Raw genomic sequence first — 15,999 nt, forward strand, 5'->3', positions numbered from 1 at the left:
ACGAGGGTCGGCGCGGGCGTTCGCTCGTCTGGGTTTCACGGGAGCGACATGAAGGTCGATCGATGCTCCAGACCGGTGGCCGCGCTCCATGCCCGGTACTCGGGCAGGCGTTCAGCCCGCTGCCACTGCAGCCGGACGGAGTCGGCAAGCGCGATCGTGTTCTCGTTACTGTTCAGCCCAGCGGGAACGCCGTCGTGCGCGTACAGGTACGCGTGAGCGGCACCGGAGAAGACGTTCCCACGCACCGTGAGGGTCGGCCGCACGCCGTCCACGTAGAACAGCAGGTGGCTCCCCTTTCCAGCCTTGTCCGGCCGGACGGCAGCGCTCCAGCTCGAGCCTGCGTCGTACGCCCGGTTCCCCCGCACGCTGCACGTCGAGGACCCGGGACTCTCGGCTCCGCCGGTCGACCAGTACTCGAAGGTCTGCATCGTCCGTTCGACGGTGTTGCCGGTGAACTCGACGTCCGACCACGACACACCTTTCGAGACGCCCGGACCCTGGATCGTCATCGCGCTGTCCCAGCAGTCGACGATGGTGTTCCCGCTGACGAGCACGCCGGACGCGCCGGACCAGACCTGGACTCCGTTGCCCATCCGCGACACCCCGTCCGACGCCAGGGCACCACCGGCCTCCCCGATGACGCAGTCCCGGACGACCGCCCCCTCGGTCCGGCTGGCCGACGTCGTCTGGACCGCGTTCCGCCCCGTTCCGATGACCGCGAGGTCCTGGATGACGAGCCGAGACCGGACTTCCACGATGGGATCGGCGACGGCGAGCCACACACGACGCCCACCGGCGCTCGGGTTCGTGGCGCAGCGCACGGTGACGAGGGAGCCCCTCGACCGGAACTGCCAATCCCGTTCGAGCGCGGCCAGATCGGTCTTGCGATCACCGTGGAAGGTCGAATCGACTTTGAGGAATCCGACCTCGGTCGTCCACGGGCTCACGTAGCCGTGGTGCGTCCGTCCGACGTTCGCCGCACTGATGTCGACCGACCAGAGATCGTCCCCCGCCCTCGTCCAGCATGCAGCGCTCTGAACGTACTTGTACGCCGTGACGACGGGCGGCTCCGGCTCATCTCCCCACGACGCGAACCGCAGCGCGCCGACCGCGCCCGGGCGGATGACTCCCGGGTGCCGTCGCCCGCGCCGGAGCCGCACCGTGCTGCCCGGCGGGATGGCCGACGCCGCGAGTGCTGCGTTGACCCGCGCCAAGGAGGCCCACGGTCGCTTGGCAGCCGTCCCGTCGTCCGCATCATCGCCAGCAGCGGGGTCGACGTAGTAGGTCGTCGAAGCCGCGGCTCTCGCCGGCCGAGTCAACAGGCTCAGACCGACCGAGGCGCTTCCGATTGCGGCCCCGGTCAGCAGGGTCCTCCGGCTCAGGACGGTCGCTCGGGGGATTGGTCGGTGTTCCATCTGTGCCTCTCCGCGCCGCTCCGGTGGCGACGCCGAGGGGAAACTATTCGCTCCGCGTTCTTCGACACCAGCTTCCGGTATGTCACATCGTGTTGCGCCGCGAAAGTCGACGGATCGCTCGGAGAAACGACCGGATGTCACTGCGTCGAACGCCGTAGAACGACTTCGGGTGGATCCCGTGGCGGTGCCACACCTGCAGCACGTTGAGCGAGCTCGAGACGAAGCAACCGGCCAGGGTTCCGATGGCTGCCCCGAGGGCCCCGAGGGACGGCACCAGAGCGACGAGGAGCGCCGTGTTGACGAGCGCAGCGACGACGAGCGACGCGCTGCGGCGGCCTGGAGCGCCTCTCGCGCTGAGCGTGACTCCTGCGAGGGCACCCTGTCCGCCGACCGCCGTCGCGAGCAGCAGCACCAAGCAGGCCGGCATGGCGTCGACGAACTCGGCACCGAAGACGAGCGGGACCCACCACCAGGCGCTCGCGGCGAGGGCACCGGCCGCCACGATGGTCAGTGCCGAGGAGATCCGTGAGGCGGCGAGCATCCGGGCGTCGTCCTGCTCGGCGGCGTCAGCGGCGAAGGAGACGTCCCGGACGGCGTCGCTGATGACGAGCGGCAGGTCGGCGACGTTCACCGCGACGACGTACAAGCCGAGTTCCGCGGCGTCGGACAACGGCGCGATCAACGCCTGGTCGAGGCGGGTCAGGAGCACTCCAGCAATGGATCCGAGCCAGACCCTAGCCCCGAACGACATCAGAGCACGGGTGCTCGGCGTCTCGGCGCCTTCGGGACACGCCGCTCCTGTTCCGCGTCGCAGTCCGACGTACGCGACGGCTCCGATGATCGGCGCCACGGCGAGCACCCCGACCGCGTGGGCGACGTCGAGGGATCCGGCTGCGGCGAACGACCCGAGCGCGATGAGCCGCACTCCGGCCGTGATGGCTCGTTCCACGGTCACCAACCGCCACCGGTGCATGCCCGCGGCGACGGCCTGGAGCAACGCCACCATCAGCGTCGGCACCAACATGACCGATGCGAGGGTGACGAGGCGGACCAGGTCTCGGTCTCCGGCGGCGGAGAACGGCGCGGCGGCGATCAGGAGCACGGTGACGACCACGCCTGCGCCGCCCAGGACCGCGACGGCACGCCGCACGAATCCGCCGTGCGACGACGGGTGCCGTGCGATCGTCCGGGTGACGGCGGCCGGGACGCCGAACGTCGCGACCGCCGTGGCGAGGAAGAGTGGTGCCGTCACCGCTGCGACCGCTCCTCGCCCGTCGACTCCGAGGGTCTGCGCGAGGATCGGCGCTGTGGCTATCGAAGCGATCGGGGGGAACACGTTGCCGATCAGTGCGGCGACGATGTTGCCGACCCGATTGCGTCCGCCAGCACTCACAGGGGCACCGTGGCAGGTCGCGTGGGCCGAACGAGGCCGTTGAGGGAGGGGCCCACACGCGCCGAATGCCCGTTGGGTGTCGGCACGAGTGCGAGCAGGACCAAGACGAGGACGCCGGTCGGAGCGTTCGCGCTGAGGGAGTTGAAGCCCAGGATCGATGTCAGGACGACGAGGGAGCCGAGCCGAGCCCCCCGCGCACCATTGGTGTCACCCCGCGCACCGCTGAGCGCGAGGGTGACCAGGGCCCCGAAGAACAGCAGGGTCGCGAAGAGTCCGAAGTCGATCGAGAACATCAGGAACGGGTTCTCGAAGGTCGTGCCGATGAGCGCGTTGCGGGTGACCTGCTCGCTCGCACCGAAGCCCTGGCCGACGATCATCGTGTCGGCCCAGCGCTCCACCGCGAGGCCGACGGTCTTGAGCCTGGCCGACGACGATCCCCCGTCGTCGGCGAATCGCTCCGTGACGGTCATGCTCGCTTCGCTCGCCAGGAACCCGACAGCTCCGATCGACGCGAGCGCGGTACCCCCTGCCTTCGCCAGGACACCGACACGGGCCCGCAGGATCATCACCGCTACCGCGACGATCGCGGCGAGCAGCGCGAACCGGGATCCGGTGAGGGCGATCCCCACGATGAGCAGGACCGGCGCAGCCAGGCGCAGCCACCCTGAGCGGAGTGCGGCACTGAGCGGGACCGCAGCGGACATCCAGAGTGCGGCGACGAGGGGGTGGTCGAAGGTCCCCACCATGCGTCCGGGATCGGTCTTCCACCACCGGAGGCCTTCGAGCGTGGTGAGCCACGGCTGGGGAACAGCGCCGGCCCAGACGGTCAGGACGAGCGCGGCTTGGGCACTCCCGATCAGGACCAGCAGCCGTGCAGCGCGGCGGGGGAACTCGGCGTCGTCCATGCCGCGGCTCCGGATCCACAGGAAGAGCAGTGCTGGCCCGAGGATCTGGAGCACCAGTGTGCCGAGGTCGCCGGCGCGTCCGGTGAACCACGACGTGGCGAACGCGATGACGAGGAACGTCCCGAGCATCACGCAGACGACCAAGTGCTGCGCGACGACCCGTGCGATCCCACGCGGGTCACGGATGCACTCGACGATGACGATGGCGAGCGTGAACGTCGTGGCTGGCTGCCAGCTCGTTCCGACGGAGGTTCGAACAACCTCGAACGGCAGGACCGACGCGGCGACGAGTACGGCACCGATCGCCCACGTGGGGCGCCGGAGTCCGACGACCCCGACGACGAGCGACAGCACGAGTTGCGCGATGAAGAGCATTCGGTCACCTTCCCGTCTGTACTCTTCATTACAACATGAAATGTGTTATATCAACAGCTATCCCAGTGATCTTGAAGCACGATCTGCAGGTCGGCGGACGACCACAATGCCGCGCGGACGCGGTCGTTCCGACCCGCCCGGACGTTCTGTTCGAGCAACGCGGGCGAGCGGCGCAGTCCTCGGACCGGCCAGAACCCCGCGCCGCCGAGCGCCACGACCGGGAGCACGGGGACGCCTGCGCGGAGGGAGCAGTGGTGGAGCCACGTGTCCGAGGATCCCGGAGCGACTTCCGTGAACCCGTCACCCCGCTCGCGCAGCACGTCGAGGAACTGCGGCGGGTAGAGGATCCCCTTGACCCCCACTGCGTAGTTGCGCGGCGTTCGTCGCTCCGAGGTCGCCCGCCCCCAGCGCTCGTACGGCGCCACGGCGGCCCCGTCCACCACGATGCGGTTCACCCGGTGCGCAACGATCGCGTCCGGGTGCCGACGGTGGTCCGCGACGAGCGTCTCCAACCACCGCGGCGGGTAGAGCACGTCGTCGTCGGCGGTGACCATCGCCACGCGATGCCGAGCGATGCTCGACACGTACGGGAAGTACTTCTTGTGCGGCCCGAGGTCGTCGCAGAGCCGCACCTCGACCCCGCGACGGCGAAGCCTGGACAGACCCCGAGGCGGTGAACGGACGACCTCCGCATCGTCTATCCAGACGATGAGCCGCGAAGGTCGAACCGAGCCGCGTCCGATCGAGGCGAGCGTGAGATGGACCGATCTCGCCCGCACGCCGAAGGTCGTGAGTGACACCACCGGCCCCCCGGGAGCGACCAGCGACCGGCGACCGAAGCGGACCCGGATCGCCGCCGAGCCCATGCGGAGGTACGAGGAGAGGAGGCGGATCGGGTCGCGAGGAAGTCGGCGCATGACTCCAGCCTGGATGATCAGATCGGCCGATCCGAGCTTTCTGCATGTCATATACACAGGGTCGAATCAGGTTGCCGCTAAGGTCGTCACCGTGCGATGGAGTCGAGTGGGCTGGCCCGCCGTCGGGTACGTCTCCCTCGAGGACGTCGACGGCTACCCCGAGCACCTCGCGCGCCTGGTGACCGACGCCCCGCCGTCCGTGGCCGCCCTCGCGTCCGTCACGTGGAGCGAGTCCCGCATCCAGAGCTGGCGCATCGAGGAGGCCGGCCGCCACGGCGACGCTGGCGTCGACGCCACACCGACCCACACCGTCAACGCCGTGTTCGTCGTCCGCAACGACGAGGTGCTCGACACTCCGGACGGCCTCTGGCGCCGGTGGAACCACGCGCGGGTGTCCCTCCGCTTCGACCGCGCCGTGCTCGATCCGTCCGACACGGAGGCGCTCGACCTGCTCGCCGGTGACGTCCACGTCTCCCGCGGCGAGATCGCACACGTGGACGCCGACGTCTGGGAACTGCGCCTGCTCGTCTCCCCCACCGGCGAGCTCGCGATCCACTTCCGCGACGTCGTGATCGAGGTGCGGCCGGTCGACGAAGAGGACTGGGCAGCGCTCGAGTCACGCCCTGCCCACGGCTGGCACGGCCCGGTCCCGGACGGCTGGGTCGAGTGGGCGACCCCGGCGGTGCGGGCTGCGGCGCACGGAGACGTCGGCGGCCTCTCGCTGGCGCTCGACGGCATCGGTCAGGACCCCGCTGGCATCGACGAGGTCGACCCGCGGTGGGGCTTCGCGCCGCTGCACGCGGCCGTCTGGTTCGACAACCGCGGCACGACCGAGGCACTGCTCGAACGCGGTGCGGACGTCCGGGTCGAGGACGCCGAGGGGCGCACCGCGATGGACATCGCCCACGAGCGCGGCTCTCGCCGGGCGGAGGAGATCCTCCTGGCCTGGTTCGACCGGCCGGCGCACGAGCCGCCCCAAGGCGACTGACGACGGACGGGAGGCGCGGTGCCAGCTGGCACCGCGCCTCCCGTCCGCCCTCCGGCTGGGTCTCAGACCGTGAGCGCGTTGGCGGCGGCGACCCGCCCGTACCACCGCGCCGAGTCCTTCGGCGTCCGGGCGAACGTCACCGGGTCCCACGACACGAGCCCGAACGTCGGGCGGAAGCCCGACGCCCACTCGTAGTTGTCGAGCAGCGACCAGTGCTGGTAGCCGAGGACCTCGATGCCGTCCTCGATGCAGGCGTGGATCCCCTCGAGGGCACCCTGCGTGTAGGCCACCCGGCGGGAGTCGTCGGCGGTGGCGATCCCGTTCTCGGTGATCATCATCGGCACGTGCCCGGAGAGCTCCCACGCGCTGCGGAGCCCGTCGGCCGAGGCCTCGGGGTAGAACTCCCACCCGGTCAGGGTCGTCTCGACGTCGTCGGCCACCGGGAGGGGGCCCGACGGTCCGATGAAGGTGCGGGTGTAGGCCTGCACGCCCAGGAAGTCGTCACCGGCGGCGTTCTCGAGGTACCAGTCGTCGCGCGGGTACCCGTACTCGCGGAGCATCTCGTCGGCACCGGGCTCCCCGTTCGACCGGAACGCCTGCGTCGCGATGGTCCAGCCGGACTGCAGGCCGGACACCTGCGACAGGACCTCGCGGGACCGCTTGTGCGAGGCGAGCAGGGCGTCGGCGACCCCGAGGTCCGGGTTCGGCAGGCCGTAGGCGACCAGGTTCGCCGCGTCCTCACCGCCGGCGAGCATCGCCGCGATGTTCGGCTCGTTGATCGTGCAGACGTAGCGGACGCCGTCCTGCACGACGGGGAGCGCGGCCTCGGTGTAGCGGGCGAAGAGGTCGGCGGCGTCGGGAGCGCGCCAGAAGCCGTCGCGTTCGAACCAGCGCGGCACGGTGAAGTGCATGAGCGTGACGATCGGTTCGATGCCGAACTCGTGGCAGGTCTCGACCATGCGGCGGTAGTGGTCGATCTCGGCCCTGCTGACGAACCCGCGCTCGGGTTCGATCCGTGCCCACTCGATGCTGAACCGGTAGGAGTTCAGCCCGAGGTCGGCCGCGATGCGGATGTCCTCCCGGTACCGGTGGTAGCTGTCGGCGGCGTCACCCGAGGGCTCGACGATGGTGGTGTCGGGCTCGTGCTCGTGCACCCACCAGTTGCTGTTGACGTTGTTGCCCTCGATCTGGTGCGCGGCGGTGGCGGCACCCCAGAGGAAGCCCTTCGGGAACTGCAGCGTGGTGATGATCGTGCCTTTCAGTGCTGTGACAGGAAGCGGTCGAAGGTGTGGAGCGTCGCCGACGGGTTCTCGACCTGCGGGCCGTGGTAGCTCTCGGGGATCACCTCGTAGGCGGCTCCGGTGTCCTCCGCCATCTGCCGCTGCCAGGGGATCGGCCAGGCGCCGTCCCACTCGCCGTGGGTCACGAGCACCGGGAGCCCGGTGGCGCGGAGTGCGGCGGAGGAGTCGGTGTGGTCCTCGAGGATGTGCCCGCCGGCGACGACGCTCGCGGGGTCGTGCGCGTCGAAGCGGTCACGGACGAACCGTGGGTCGTCGGGGAGTTCCTCGTCCGGCCGGTACGCCCAGAGCGGGTTGGTGGAGTCGAACAGCTGGCGGAGGTTGCCGCCGGTGTCGTGCAGGATCGTCAACTCGGCGACCTTGCGGTATGGCCAGCCGTACGGTCCGGAGCAGAACTGCACCACGTCGCGGAAGGCGCTCGGGTCGGCGATGGCCGCCTCGCGGACGATCACGCCGCCGAGCGAGTGGCCGATGAGGTGCACGGGAGCGCCGTCGTCGAGCAGCCGTGCGACCCGGACGACATCGGCGGCCTCTTCCGCCAGCGTGTAGCCGGACGGCCCCGATGCGCGCGCCGAGTCGGCCTGGCCGCGGCGGCTGATCGCCACCGCGGTCCAGCCGGCGTCCCGGAGGAGCGGCATGAACGTGCGCCAGTCCTCCTTCGAACCGGTGTACCCGGGGACGACGAGGACGGTGCCCTTCGACGGCCCGGGAGGCACGACGCGGTATGCGGTGAGCCGGCCGACGGGGAGGTCGATGCCGACGACGTCGACCCCCTCGGGGGTGGGCAGGTGTCCGAACGGCGGGACGGACGGGAAGTCGCGGAGCGTGCTCATGCCAGCAGCGCCCGTCGTGGGTTCGGCACCGCGTCGAGCAGCGCCACCGTGTAGTCGTCCTGCGGGTGCTGCAGCACCTCGGCCGTGCGGCCCCGTTCGACCACGGCGCCGTCGTGCAGCACCATGATGTCGTCCGTGATGAGCCGCGCACTGAGCAGGTCGTGGGTGATGTAGAGGAGCGAGACGCCCCACTGCTCGCGGAGGTCCTCGAGCAGGGCGAGCACCCCGGCACGGAGCGTCACGTCGAGCATCGAGACCGGCTCGTCGGCGATGATCACCTGCGGGTCGGACGCGAGCGCCCGGGCGATGACCACGCGCTGGCGCTGGCCACCCGAGAGCTGGTGCGGGAGCTTCTGCGCGAACTGTTCCACCGGGGTCAGGCCCACGGTCTCGAGCAGCTCGAGCACGCGCTTCCGGGCATCGCGCCCGCGCAGGTTCGTGTAGTTCGCGACGGGGCGGGACAGCGTGTACTCGACCGTGTGCAGCGGGTTGAGCGCGGCGTAGGGATCCTGGAACACCATCTGCACCTCGGAGCGGAGGTCCTTCAACCCCCGTCTCCCGAGCTTCGCCACGTCCGTGTCGCCGAACCGGACCGTGCCGGTCGTCGGCTTCTCGACGCCGGTCAGCATCTTCGCGATCGTCGACTTGCCCGAACCGGACTGGCCGACGAGGGCGAGCGACTGCCCGGGTTCGAGGGTGAACGACACGTCGCGCACCGCCTGCACCGGCTGCTCGCCGCGACGGGGTGCCGGGTAGGTCTTGACGAGGTGCTCGACCACGATCGGGTTGCGGGCGGCGCTGCGCTCGCGGGAGCCGACCGTGCTGAACGACGAGGTCGTCTCCTGCCGCTTCTCGCCTGAAGCAGCACGGACCGCCCGGTCCGGGAACCCCGGCAGCGACACGACCGACGCCCGCGGGTCGGCGTAGTGCGACAGCAGCATCTGCGTGTACTCGTCCTGCGGGTCGCGGAGGATCTCCTTCGAGCCACCGTCCTCGACGATGCGGCCCTCGTGCATGACGAGCACGCGCTCAGTCGCCTCGAGGACGATGCCGAGGTCGTGGCTGATCAGGATGGCCGTGAACCCCTCGGACTGCTGCAGCTCGATGATGGTGTCCATCACGGCGTGCTGCACGAGGACGTCGAGCGCGGTGGTCGGCTCGTCGAACACCATGAGCTGCGGCTCGAGCGAGAGCGCCAGGGCGATCGACACGCGCTGCCGCATGCCGCCGGACAGCTCTCCCGGGTACCGGGCCAGCATGGCGGTGGGGAGCTTCACCTTCTCGATGAGCTCCTTCATCCGGGCGTCCCAGCGATCACGCGACACGTGGCCGTGGGCCCTGAAGATGTCGATGAAGTGGTTGCGGATGGTCCGCACCGGGTTGAGCGCGTTCATACCGGACTGCAGCACCATCGCGAACCCGCCCTGGCGCTGCTGCCGGAGGGCTTCCTCGTCGAGGTCGCGGATGTCGTGGCCGCCGAAGAAGATGTTGCCGCCGTTGGTCCGAGCCGGCGGCTTCTGCAGCCGGGTCAGCGCGTAGCCGAGGGTCGACTTGCCGGAACCCGACTCCCCCACCAGGCCGACGAACTCGCCCTTCCGCAGCTGGAAGGACACGTGGTCGACCGCCTGGACGGCCTCCTGGCCGGCCGATTCGTACACGACCGACAGGTCGCGGACGTCGAGCAGCACGTCCTGCGTGGCGCTCGTGGCGTCGGACGGGAGGCGCGTGGCGGCGCCGTCCCGCGCCTCCAGGCCGTCGATCGGTTCGGAACGCGAGCCGCTCATGCGGTGGCCTCCTTGCGCTTGCGACGCGCGCCTTCGCGCAGTCGCGGGTTGGACACGGCGTCGACGCCGAAGTTGATCAGGGTCAGGCTCATCGCGAGGAGCGCGATGCAGAGACCCGGGGCGAACAGCAGGATCCACTGACCGGTCAGCAGGGCGTTCGAGTTCTGCGCCCAGTAGAGGATCGTGCCCCAGCTCACGATGGACGAGTCACCGAGTCCGAGGAACTCGAGGCCCGCCTCGGCGAGGATCGCGCTCGTGGCCGCACCGAAGAACGAGCCGACGATGAGGCTCGTCATGTTCGGCAGGATCTCGCGGAACACGATGCGCGTCGCACCGTCGCCGGAGAACTGGGCCGCCGTCACGAAGTCACGACCGCGGAGGGACTGCGTCTGGCTGCGCAGGACGCGCGCGCCCCAGGCCCAGCCGGTGACCACGATCACCGCGATGATGACCGCGATGCCGCCGTTCTGCAGGTACGCGGCGATGACGATCATGAGCGGCAGACCGGGGATGACGAGGAAGAGGTTCACGATGAACCCGATGACCTCGGCGATCCAGCCGCGGACGTAGCCCCAGCTCAGGCCGATCGCGACGGCGACCAGCGTGGACAGCAGCCCCGCGACGGCACCCACGAGCACGGAGATCCGGGCGCCGTAGATGATCTGCGACAGGACGTCCTCGCCGGCGGCGGTCGTGCCCATCCAGTGCGCGCCGGTGGCGTCGGCGCTCCGGGCGAACCCGTTCTGGCTCGCGCCGTACGGGGCGAGGAGCGGGGCGAAGATCGCCACAATCACTAAGACGGCGAGGATGATGATGCCGATCCGGGCCTTGGTGTTGCTCCAGACGACGCCGAACTGGCGGGCGGCGGCTCGGAGTTTGCTCGGGGCGGTGGGTTCTTCTGCTTGCGTGCGAACTGCGATCGTGGTCATCGGCGCGTCCTCGGGTCCAGGACGCCGTAGAGGACGTCCACGATGAAGTTGGCGATGAGCACCGACACGGTGATCATCAGGAAGAGGGCCTGCATGAGCGGGTAGTCCTGCCCGATCACGGCGTTGAACAGCAGGTAGCCGATGCCCGGGTAGCCGAACACCTGCTCGACCAGGACCGAACCGCCGACCACACCACCGAGGGCCAGACCGAAGCCGGTCAGGTTCGGCAGGATCGCGTTGCGGGCCGCGTACCGGATCGCCACGGTGCGACCGCGGAGACCGTTCGCCTCGGCGAAGGTCACGTAGTCGTCACCGAGGGTGTTGATCATGGCGTTGCGCATGCCGATGATCCAGCCGCCGAGGCTCGTCACGAGGATCGTGATCGCCGGCAGGACCGCGTGCTGCAGGGCGTCCCCGAGGAACGCACCGTTCAGGCCCGGGGTCGTCGTCGCGGAGTAGGCGCCCGTGGTCGGGAACCAGTGCAGGACGTAGCCGAGGAAGAACAGCAGCAGGAGCGCCGTCCAGAAGTACGGGAACGTCGACATGAACGAGCCCGACAGGGTCGGCAGCGAGTCCAGCCAGGTGCCGCGCTTCCAGGCCGCGCCGACACCGATCAGGGTGCCGAGCACGAACGCGAGGATCGTCACGACGCCGACGAGGATCAGCGTGTACGGCAGGGCCTGGGCCACGAGGTCGCCGACGGGCTGCGGGTAGAACGTGTAGCTCGTGCCGAAGTCGAGGGTGATGACCTGGTGCAGGTAGCTGACGTACTGGTCCCAGAGGTTGCCGCTCGGGACGCCGAGCTGGGCCTCGATGGCCTTCTTGGTGGCGTCGGTGACCGGGCCGTTCTGGCTGAGCTTCGCGAGGGCGGCGTCGGTCGGGCTGCCGGGCATGAGTCGCGGGAGCACGAAGTTCAGCGTGACCGCGGCCCAGAGGGTCAGGACGAAGAGGACGAGTTTCTGGAGGATGTACTTCACTTCTGGTCCTCTTCGGCCTTGATGATCGCCCGGCCGGCTGCGCTGTCGCGGAGCCGCAGCTTCGAGAAGATGAGCAGCGGTGCCGAGTCGTAGTTCTGCGGCGCCATGTAGGGGTCCTCGGCGCTGGGCCAGCCGACGAACTTGCCGGTGTTGAACAGGCCCCAGAGTCCGCCGTAGTACATGCCGATCACCGGCAGGTCGTCGTACACGATCTCCTGCAGCTGGTTCAGGATCTCCTGCTGCTTCGCGGTGTCCGTCGTCGCCTTGTACTCGTCGAGGAGCTTCTGTGTGTCGGCGTTCTGGTACCGCTCGAAGTTGTTCACCGTCGACTTGCCGACCGGCTGGTAGAAGTCGCTGCTGAGCAAGGAGTTGAGCGCCTGGTAGACGTCACCGTTGCCCATGCCGCCCATCGCCATGTCGAACTGTCCGTTGTTGATGTTCGACTGGTAACCGGCGGGCTGCGGCGCCTGGATCGACACCTTGATGCCGATGGCCGTGAGGTTGCGCTGCACGGTCTGCGCGGCGCGGAGCCAGTCCGAGTAGCCGTTCGCGGTCATGATCGTGATGGACAGCTGCTTGCCGTCCTTCATGATCTTGCCGTCCTGCTCGGTCCAGCCGGACTTCGCGAACGCCTGCTTCGCGGCGTCGACGTCCTGCGCGATCATGCCCTGGTCGGGGATGTCCGGGTTGAGGTACTTCTCCTGGTTCGGCAGGATCAGGCCGGTCTGGCCCGCCGCCGCCAGGTTGCCCTCGGACGCGGTCTCGGCGATGTCGTCGCGGTCCAGGGCGAGGGAGATGCCCTTCCGGACGTTGACGTCGTTGTACGGCGCCTTCGTCAGGTTCGGGATGAGACCGATGACGCCGCCCGCCGGGAACCACCACGTGTTCGTCTTCGACGCCGCTCCCCAGGTGCCCTTCACGTCGGAGATGAAGGAGTACGCCCAGTCGTAGCCGCGCGTGACGGTGTCGAGCTGCGTGTTCGTCGCCGGGAGGATCAGGTGCTTGATGGCGATCTTGTCGGCCTGCCAGTACTTCGGGTTCTTGTTCATCGAGTACTGCTGGTCGGTGTAGTTGCCGAGCACGAACGGACCGGTCCCCACGGGGTTCGGGTCACGCCACGTCGTCGGGTCCTTCACACCGCCGTAGTGCTTCTCACCGAGGATGTACGTCGCGCCGATGATGTTCAGGCTCGGCACGTCGTCGCCCTTGAGGTGGAAGACGACGTGGCCGTCCTTGCTCTCGATGCTGTCGATGTGCTGCCAGGCGCCCTTGACGTCCATCGCCGGGAACTTCTTGAGCAGGTCGAACGTGAAGACGACGTCCTTCGCGCTGAACGGCGAGCCGTCCGACCACTCGACACCCTTGCGGATCGTCATGTCGATCGTGCGCGCGTCCGGCTGGTCCCAGCTGCTCGCGAGCCACGGGGTGCCCTTGCCGTCGAGGGGGTTGATCTCGATGAGCGGCTCGTACATCCACTTGCTCGCCGTGCGGGCGTTCGCGATGTACGGGTTGAAGTTGCGGTCGAACAGCGGGTTGCCGTGGTCCGCGTTGATGAGCATCGTGTCCTTGCCGATGCTCGGGTCCGGCTGGGACCGGACCTGGATGCTGCAGCCGGTGGCCGCGAGGGCCACGACCGCGATGCCGGCGATGGCCGCGATGAGGCGGCCTCTCCGTCCCCGGCGGGTGCCCGGGGTGCGCGCTGGGACGCGCTGTGGGGGAAGCGTCATTGCTCGGTCGACCTCCGTGTCGAGTCGGTACGGAGACAATGTATGCGCTTACATCGCGTCGCGCAACCGGGTGGGTTGTTTCGCGGGGTGGCACGTGTGGGCGCGGCGCAGCCGCCGCCTACAGCGCCGGCGGGCAGCTCTCGCGCAGGAGCACCTCGACCGGCAGGCGCATCGCCCGCGGCGGCCCCTCGCGGCGCTCCAGCCGGTCCACGATCGCCCGCACCGCCGCGCGCCCGAGCTCCCCCATCGGCTGGTGCACGGTGGTCAGGCGCGGCGACGAGAACCGACCCGCGTCGATGCCGTCGAAGCCCGTCACGACGAGGTCCTCCGGCACCCGCACACCCCGCGCCCCCGCGGCGTCGAGCACCCCGAGCGCCGACTGGTCGTTCGAGCAGACGATCGCCCGCGGGACGGCGTCCCCGTCGAGCAGCTGGGCCGCGAGCTCCCGGGCCCGCGCACGCCCGAAGTCGCCGTGCACGACACGCACCGACGACGCCGGCACCCCGTGGTCCTCGAGCGCCTGGCGGAACCCCGCGGAGCGTTCGATGTCGTCCGGCGAGTCGATCGGCCCTGCCAGGTACACGAGCGACGACCGGATGCCGAGGCGCCCGATCACGTGCGCGCCGAGTGTCCGCATGCCCGCGGCGTTGTCCACGCTCACCGAGTCGAACCCGTGCGAGCGCCGGTCGTCGGCGAGCACCACGACCGGGATCCGTCGGGCGACGTGTTCGAGCAGGTCGTCCGGCACCGTCTGGGCGAGCACCGCGAGACCGTCGACCCGGCCGGCGACGTCGTTCACGATCACGTCCCGCGAGGACCCCCGCCCCGCGGCCACCATCAGCGCCAGACCCCGCTGCCACGCCTCGGTCTCGGCGCCGCGCAGGACCTCGTCGAAGTACAGGTTGGACGAGAACGGCTGCGTCACGTGCCGCCGGTCGTCGACGACCCGCACGCCGCCGTCCGTGACGAGGTCGGGGCGTTCGTCCGGCACGACGTCGAACCCGGGCAGCAGCAGTCCGACCACGCCGGTGCGCTTGCCCGCGAGGGCCCGTGCGTTCCCGGAGGGCACGTACCCGAGCGTCCGGATCGCCGCCTGGACCCGGTCGCGCGTGCCCTCGCGGACGGCGTCCGGCGTGCGGAGCACACGGGAGACGGTGGCGATGGAGACACCCGCCGCGGAGGCCACGTCGTAGACCGTGGGAGGTGCGGTGCGCTGCTCGGCCAAGCCCGTCCCTCCTGTCCGACGTCCGCTGGTGTCGTGCCGCGAGCCGCGCGGCCGGACCATCCTAGGCATGGTGCCGACCGGGACTTTCCCACATGTGACGGAAACCCCTTGCGCGATCCGGACAGCGCGCGCAACACTGTCACGACCTCAGCACGTCCCGTGAGGAAGCGCACCAACGACGGTGCCCACACACACAGGAGAAGACGCGATGTCCCAATCGACACGGTCCGGCAGCAAGAGCGCGATCCGGCTGACCACCGACGAGGCCGAGGTGCGCGACGCACTGCTCGACCACTCCGACGGCGGCAACGCCTGGATCTTCGACCAGATCGACGCGGCCGAGGACGCGGCGACGAAACCGTAGCGGCCTTCCCGGAGGCGCGGTGCGGGTCCGCCCCGCACCGCGCCCTCCGCAGGTGGGCGCGTCCACGGCACGGCCATCGCGTCAGCGCTCGGTGCTGCCCACGATCGCCATGCCGGCGCCCCGCAGACGCCGGCGCTCCTGCGCGATCCACGCCAGGAGCCGGTCGTTCGTGCCGGCGACGTGCGCCGCGAGCAGCTCGGCCGCGCGGTCCGCGTCCCCGGAGCGCACGGCGTCGATGATGGCGCTGTGCTCCTCCCACGCGGCGTCGCGGGCCTCGGGCGTCCGCACCTCGATCCAGCGCGTGCGCTCCAGACGGGTGAGTGCGTCGGCGATGGCGTCGGTGATGAACCGGTTGCCGCCGAGCGCGGCGAGGTCGAGGTGGAACGTCGAGCCCATCCGGATGCCGGCCTGCTGGTCGGGCGTCGGCCGGAGGGTGTCGAGGTGGCCGCGGACCTCGGCGAGCTGCTCCTCGGACGCGCGTGCCACCGCGAGCCGGGCGGCGGCGGGTTCGAGGACACCGCGGAGTTCCGCGAGCGAGGCGATCTCGTCGAGGTCGATCGGGGTGACCGTCCACGAGCGGCCTTCGTGCAGGATGAGCCCTTCGCGCTCGAGCCGCGACAGGGCTGCGCGCACGGGGGTCCGTGAGGCATGGAACCGCGCCTCGAGCCCCCGCTCGGAGATGCGCTCCCCCGGGGCGATCTCGAGCGTGAGGATCGCGGCTCGGAGGTTGTCGTAGAGCTGGCTCGTCTGCGACACGGGCGCTGCATCGGTCGTCTCGGTCACGGCGATCCAGCCTAGCGGCGATCCGGACCGGATGGTATACCGTAATGGTATACCAATCCGTTCCACACTGAAACGATCTCGTGACC

At 69.8% G+C, this 15,999-nt stretch carries 14 protein-coding genes; 2 read left to right on the forward strand and 12 right to left on the reverse strand.

Annotation, left to right across the window (positions count from 1 at the left end; all coding sequences use genetic code 11):
- Positions 1-35: 35 nt before the first annotated feature.
- From ACEN8D_RS09060 to ACEN8D_RS09075, 4 genes are all read right to left on the reverse strand, one after another.
- Positions 36-1,214: a right-handed parallel beta-helix repeat-containing protein gene (locus ACEN8D_RS09060; protein WP_309887051.1), complete on the reverse strand. Its 1,179-nt coding sequence runs from the start codon at positions 1,212-1,214 to the stop codon at positions 36-38.
- A 283-nt stretch (positions 1,215-1,497) separates the two neighbouring features.
- Positions 1,498-2,808 carry an oligosaccharide flippase family protein gene (locus ACEN8D_RS09065; protein WP_413398628.1) on the reverse strand — a complete coding sequence of 437 codons (1,311 nt, stop codon included), beginning with the start codon at positions 2,806-2,808 and terminating at the stop codon, positions 1,498-1,500.
- The gene (locus tag ACEN8D_RS09070; protein WP_413398629.1) at positions 2,805-4,088 is read right to left on the reverse strand and encodes an O-antigen ligase family protein; all 1,284 of its coding nucleotides are present in this window, start codon (positions 4,086-4,088) and stop codon (positions 2,805-2,807) included. Before ACEN8D_RS09070 ends, ACEN8D_RS09065 begins: the two co-directional genes overlap by 4 nt.
- A gap of 50 nt (positions 4,089-4,138) precedes the next feature.
- Complete coding sequence (locus ACEN8D_RS09075) at positions 4,139-5,056, reverse strand: hypothetical protein (protein ID WP_413398630.1); 918 nt, start codon at positions 5,054-5,056, stop codon at positions 4,139-4,141.
- 40 nt (positions 5,057-5,096) lie between these two features.
- Here ACEN8D_RS09075 and ACEN8D_RS09080 point away from each other — a divergent pair, with 40 nt between their 5' ends.
- Entirely contained in the window at positions 5,097-5,993 is an 897-nt protein-coding gene (locus ACEN8D_RS09080; protein ID WP_413398631.1) for an ankyrin repeat domain-containing protein, read from the forward strand.
- 62 nt (positions 5,994-6,055) lie between these two features.
- Here the strand turns inward: ACEN8D_RS09080 and ACEN8D_RS09085 are convergent, their stop codons facing one another.
- The 7 genes from ACEN8D_RS09085 to ACEN8D_RS09115 form a co-directional block, all read right to left on the reverse strand.
- Positions 6,056-7,243: a glycoside hydrolase family 1 protein gene (locus ACEN8D_RS09085; protein ID WP_396127751.1), complete on the reverse strand. Its 1,188-nt coding sequence runs from the start codon at positions 7,241-7,243 to the stop codon at positions 6,056-6,058.
- 8 nt (positions 7,244-7,251) lie between these two features.
- Entirely contained in the window at positions 7,252-8,124 is an 873-nt protein-coding gene (locus ACEN8D_RS09090; protein WP_309778258.1) for an alpha/beta fold hydrolase, read from the reverse strand.
- Positions 8,121-9,908 carry an ABC transporter ATP-binding protein gene (locus ACEN8D_RS09095; RefSeq protein ID WP_309778256.1) on the reverse strand — a complete coding sequence of 596 codons (1,788 nt, stop codon included), beginning with the start codon at positions 9,906-9,908 and terminating at the stop codon, positions 8,121-8,123. The genes ACEN8D_RS09090 and ACEN8D_RS09095 overlap by 4 nt, the downstream gene beginning before the upstream one ends.
- A complete protein-coding gene (locus ACEN8D_RS09100; RefSeq protein ID WP_413398952.1) occupies positions 9,905-10,837 on the reverse strand; it encodes an ABC transporter permease in 933 nt (310 codons plus the stop codon). The genes ACEN8D_RS09095 and ACEN8D_RS09100 overlap by 4 nt, the downstream gene beginning before the upstream one ends.
- On the reverse strand, positions 10,834-11,814 hold the full coding sequence (locus tag ACEN8D_RS09105; RefSeq protein WP_070417091.1) for an ABC transporter permease: 981 nt from the start codon (positions 11,812-11,814) through the stop codon (positions 10,834-10,836). The genes ACEN8D_RS09100 and ACEN8D_RS09105 overlap by 4 nt, the downstream gene beginning before the upstream one ends.
- Positions 11,811-13,541: an ABC transporter substrate-binding protein gene (locus ACEN8D_RS09110; protein ID WP_413398951.1), complete on the reverse strand. Its 1,731-nt coding sequence runs from the start codon at positions 13,539-13,541 to the stop codon at positions 11,811-11,813. The genes ACEN8D_RS09105 and ACEN8D_RS09110 overlap by 4 nt, the downstream gene beginning before the upstream one ends.
- A gap of 118 nt (positions 13,542-13,659) precedes the next feature.
- Positions 13,660-14,766, reverse strand: coding sequence for a LacI family DNA-binding transcriptional regulator (locus ACEN8D_RS09115; RefSeq protein WP_070417092.1), 1,107 nt, complete (start codon positions 14,764-14,766; stop codon positions 13,660-13,662).
- A 208-nt stretch (positions 14,767-14,974) separates the two neighbouring features.
- Here ACEN8D_RS09115 and ACEN8D_RS09120 point away from each other — a divergent pair, with 208 nt between their 5' ends.
- Positions 14,975-15,130, forward strand: coding sequence for a hypothetical protein (locus tag ACEN8D_RS09120; RefSeq protein ID WP_156794780.1), 156 nt, complete (start codon positions 14,975-14,977; stop codon positions 15,128-15,130).
- 81 nt (positions 15,131-15,211) lie between these two features.
- On the opposite strand, the gene ACEN8D_RS09125 is transcribed toward ACEN8D_RS09120, so the two are convergent.
- On the reverse strand, positions 15,212-15,913 hold the full coding sequence (locus tag ACEN8D_RS09125) for a GntR family transcriptional regulator (protein WP_254790679.1): 702 nt from the start codon (positions 15,911-15,913) through the stop codon (positions 15,212-15,214).
- Between the last annotated feature and the right edge of the window lie 86 nt (positions 15,914-15,999).

It is taken from the genome of Curtobacterium sp. Curtsp22 (assembly GCF_059492135.1).

What these genes read in the sequence shown, in the direction of transcription:
- ACEN8D_RS09070 (WP_413398629.1), bottom strand. Translation starts at nt 4,088, where the DNA reads ATGCTCTTCATCGCGCAACTCGTGCTGTCGCTCGTCGTCGGGGTCGTC.
- ACEN8D_RS09075 (WP_413398630.1), bottom strand. Translation starts at nt 5,056, where the DNA reads ATGACATGCAGAAAGCTCGGATCGGCCGATCTGATCATCCAGGCTGGA.
- ACEN8D_RS09090 (WP_309778258.1), bottom strand. Translation starts at nt 8,124, where the DNA reads ATGAGCACGCTCCGCGACTTCCCGTCCGTCCCGCCGTTCGGACACCTG.
- ACEN8D_RS09095 (WP_309778256.1), bottom strand. Translation starts at nt 9,908, where the DNA reads ATGAGCGGCTCGCGTTCCGAACCGATCGACGGCCTGGAGGCGCGGGAC.
- ACEN8D_RS09100 (WP_413398952.1), bottom strand. Translation starts at nt 10,837, where the DNA reads ATGACCACGATCGCAGTTCGCACGCAAGCAGAAGAACCCACCGCCCCG.
- ACEN8D_RS09110 (WP_413398951.1), bottom strand. Translation starts at nt 13,541, where the DNA reads ATGACGCTTCCCCCACAGCGCGTCCCAGCGCGCACCCCGGGCACCCGC.
- ACEN8D_RS09120 (WP_156794780.1), top strand. Translation starts at nt 14,975, where the DNA reads ATGTCCCAATCGACACGGTCCGGCAGCAAGAGCGCGATCCGGCTGACC.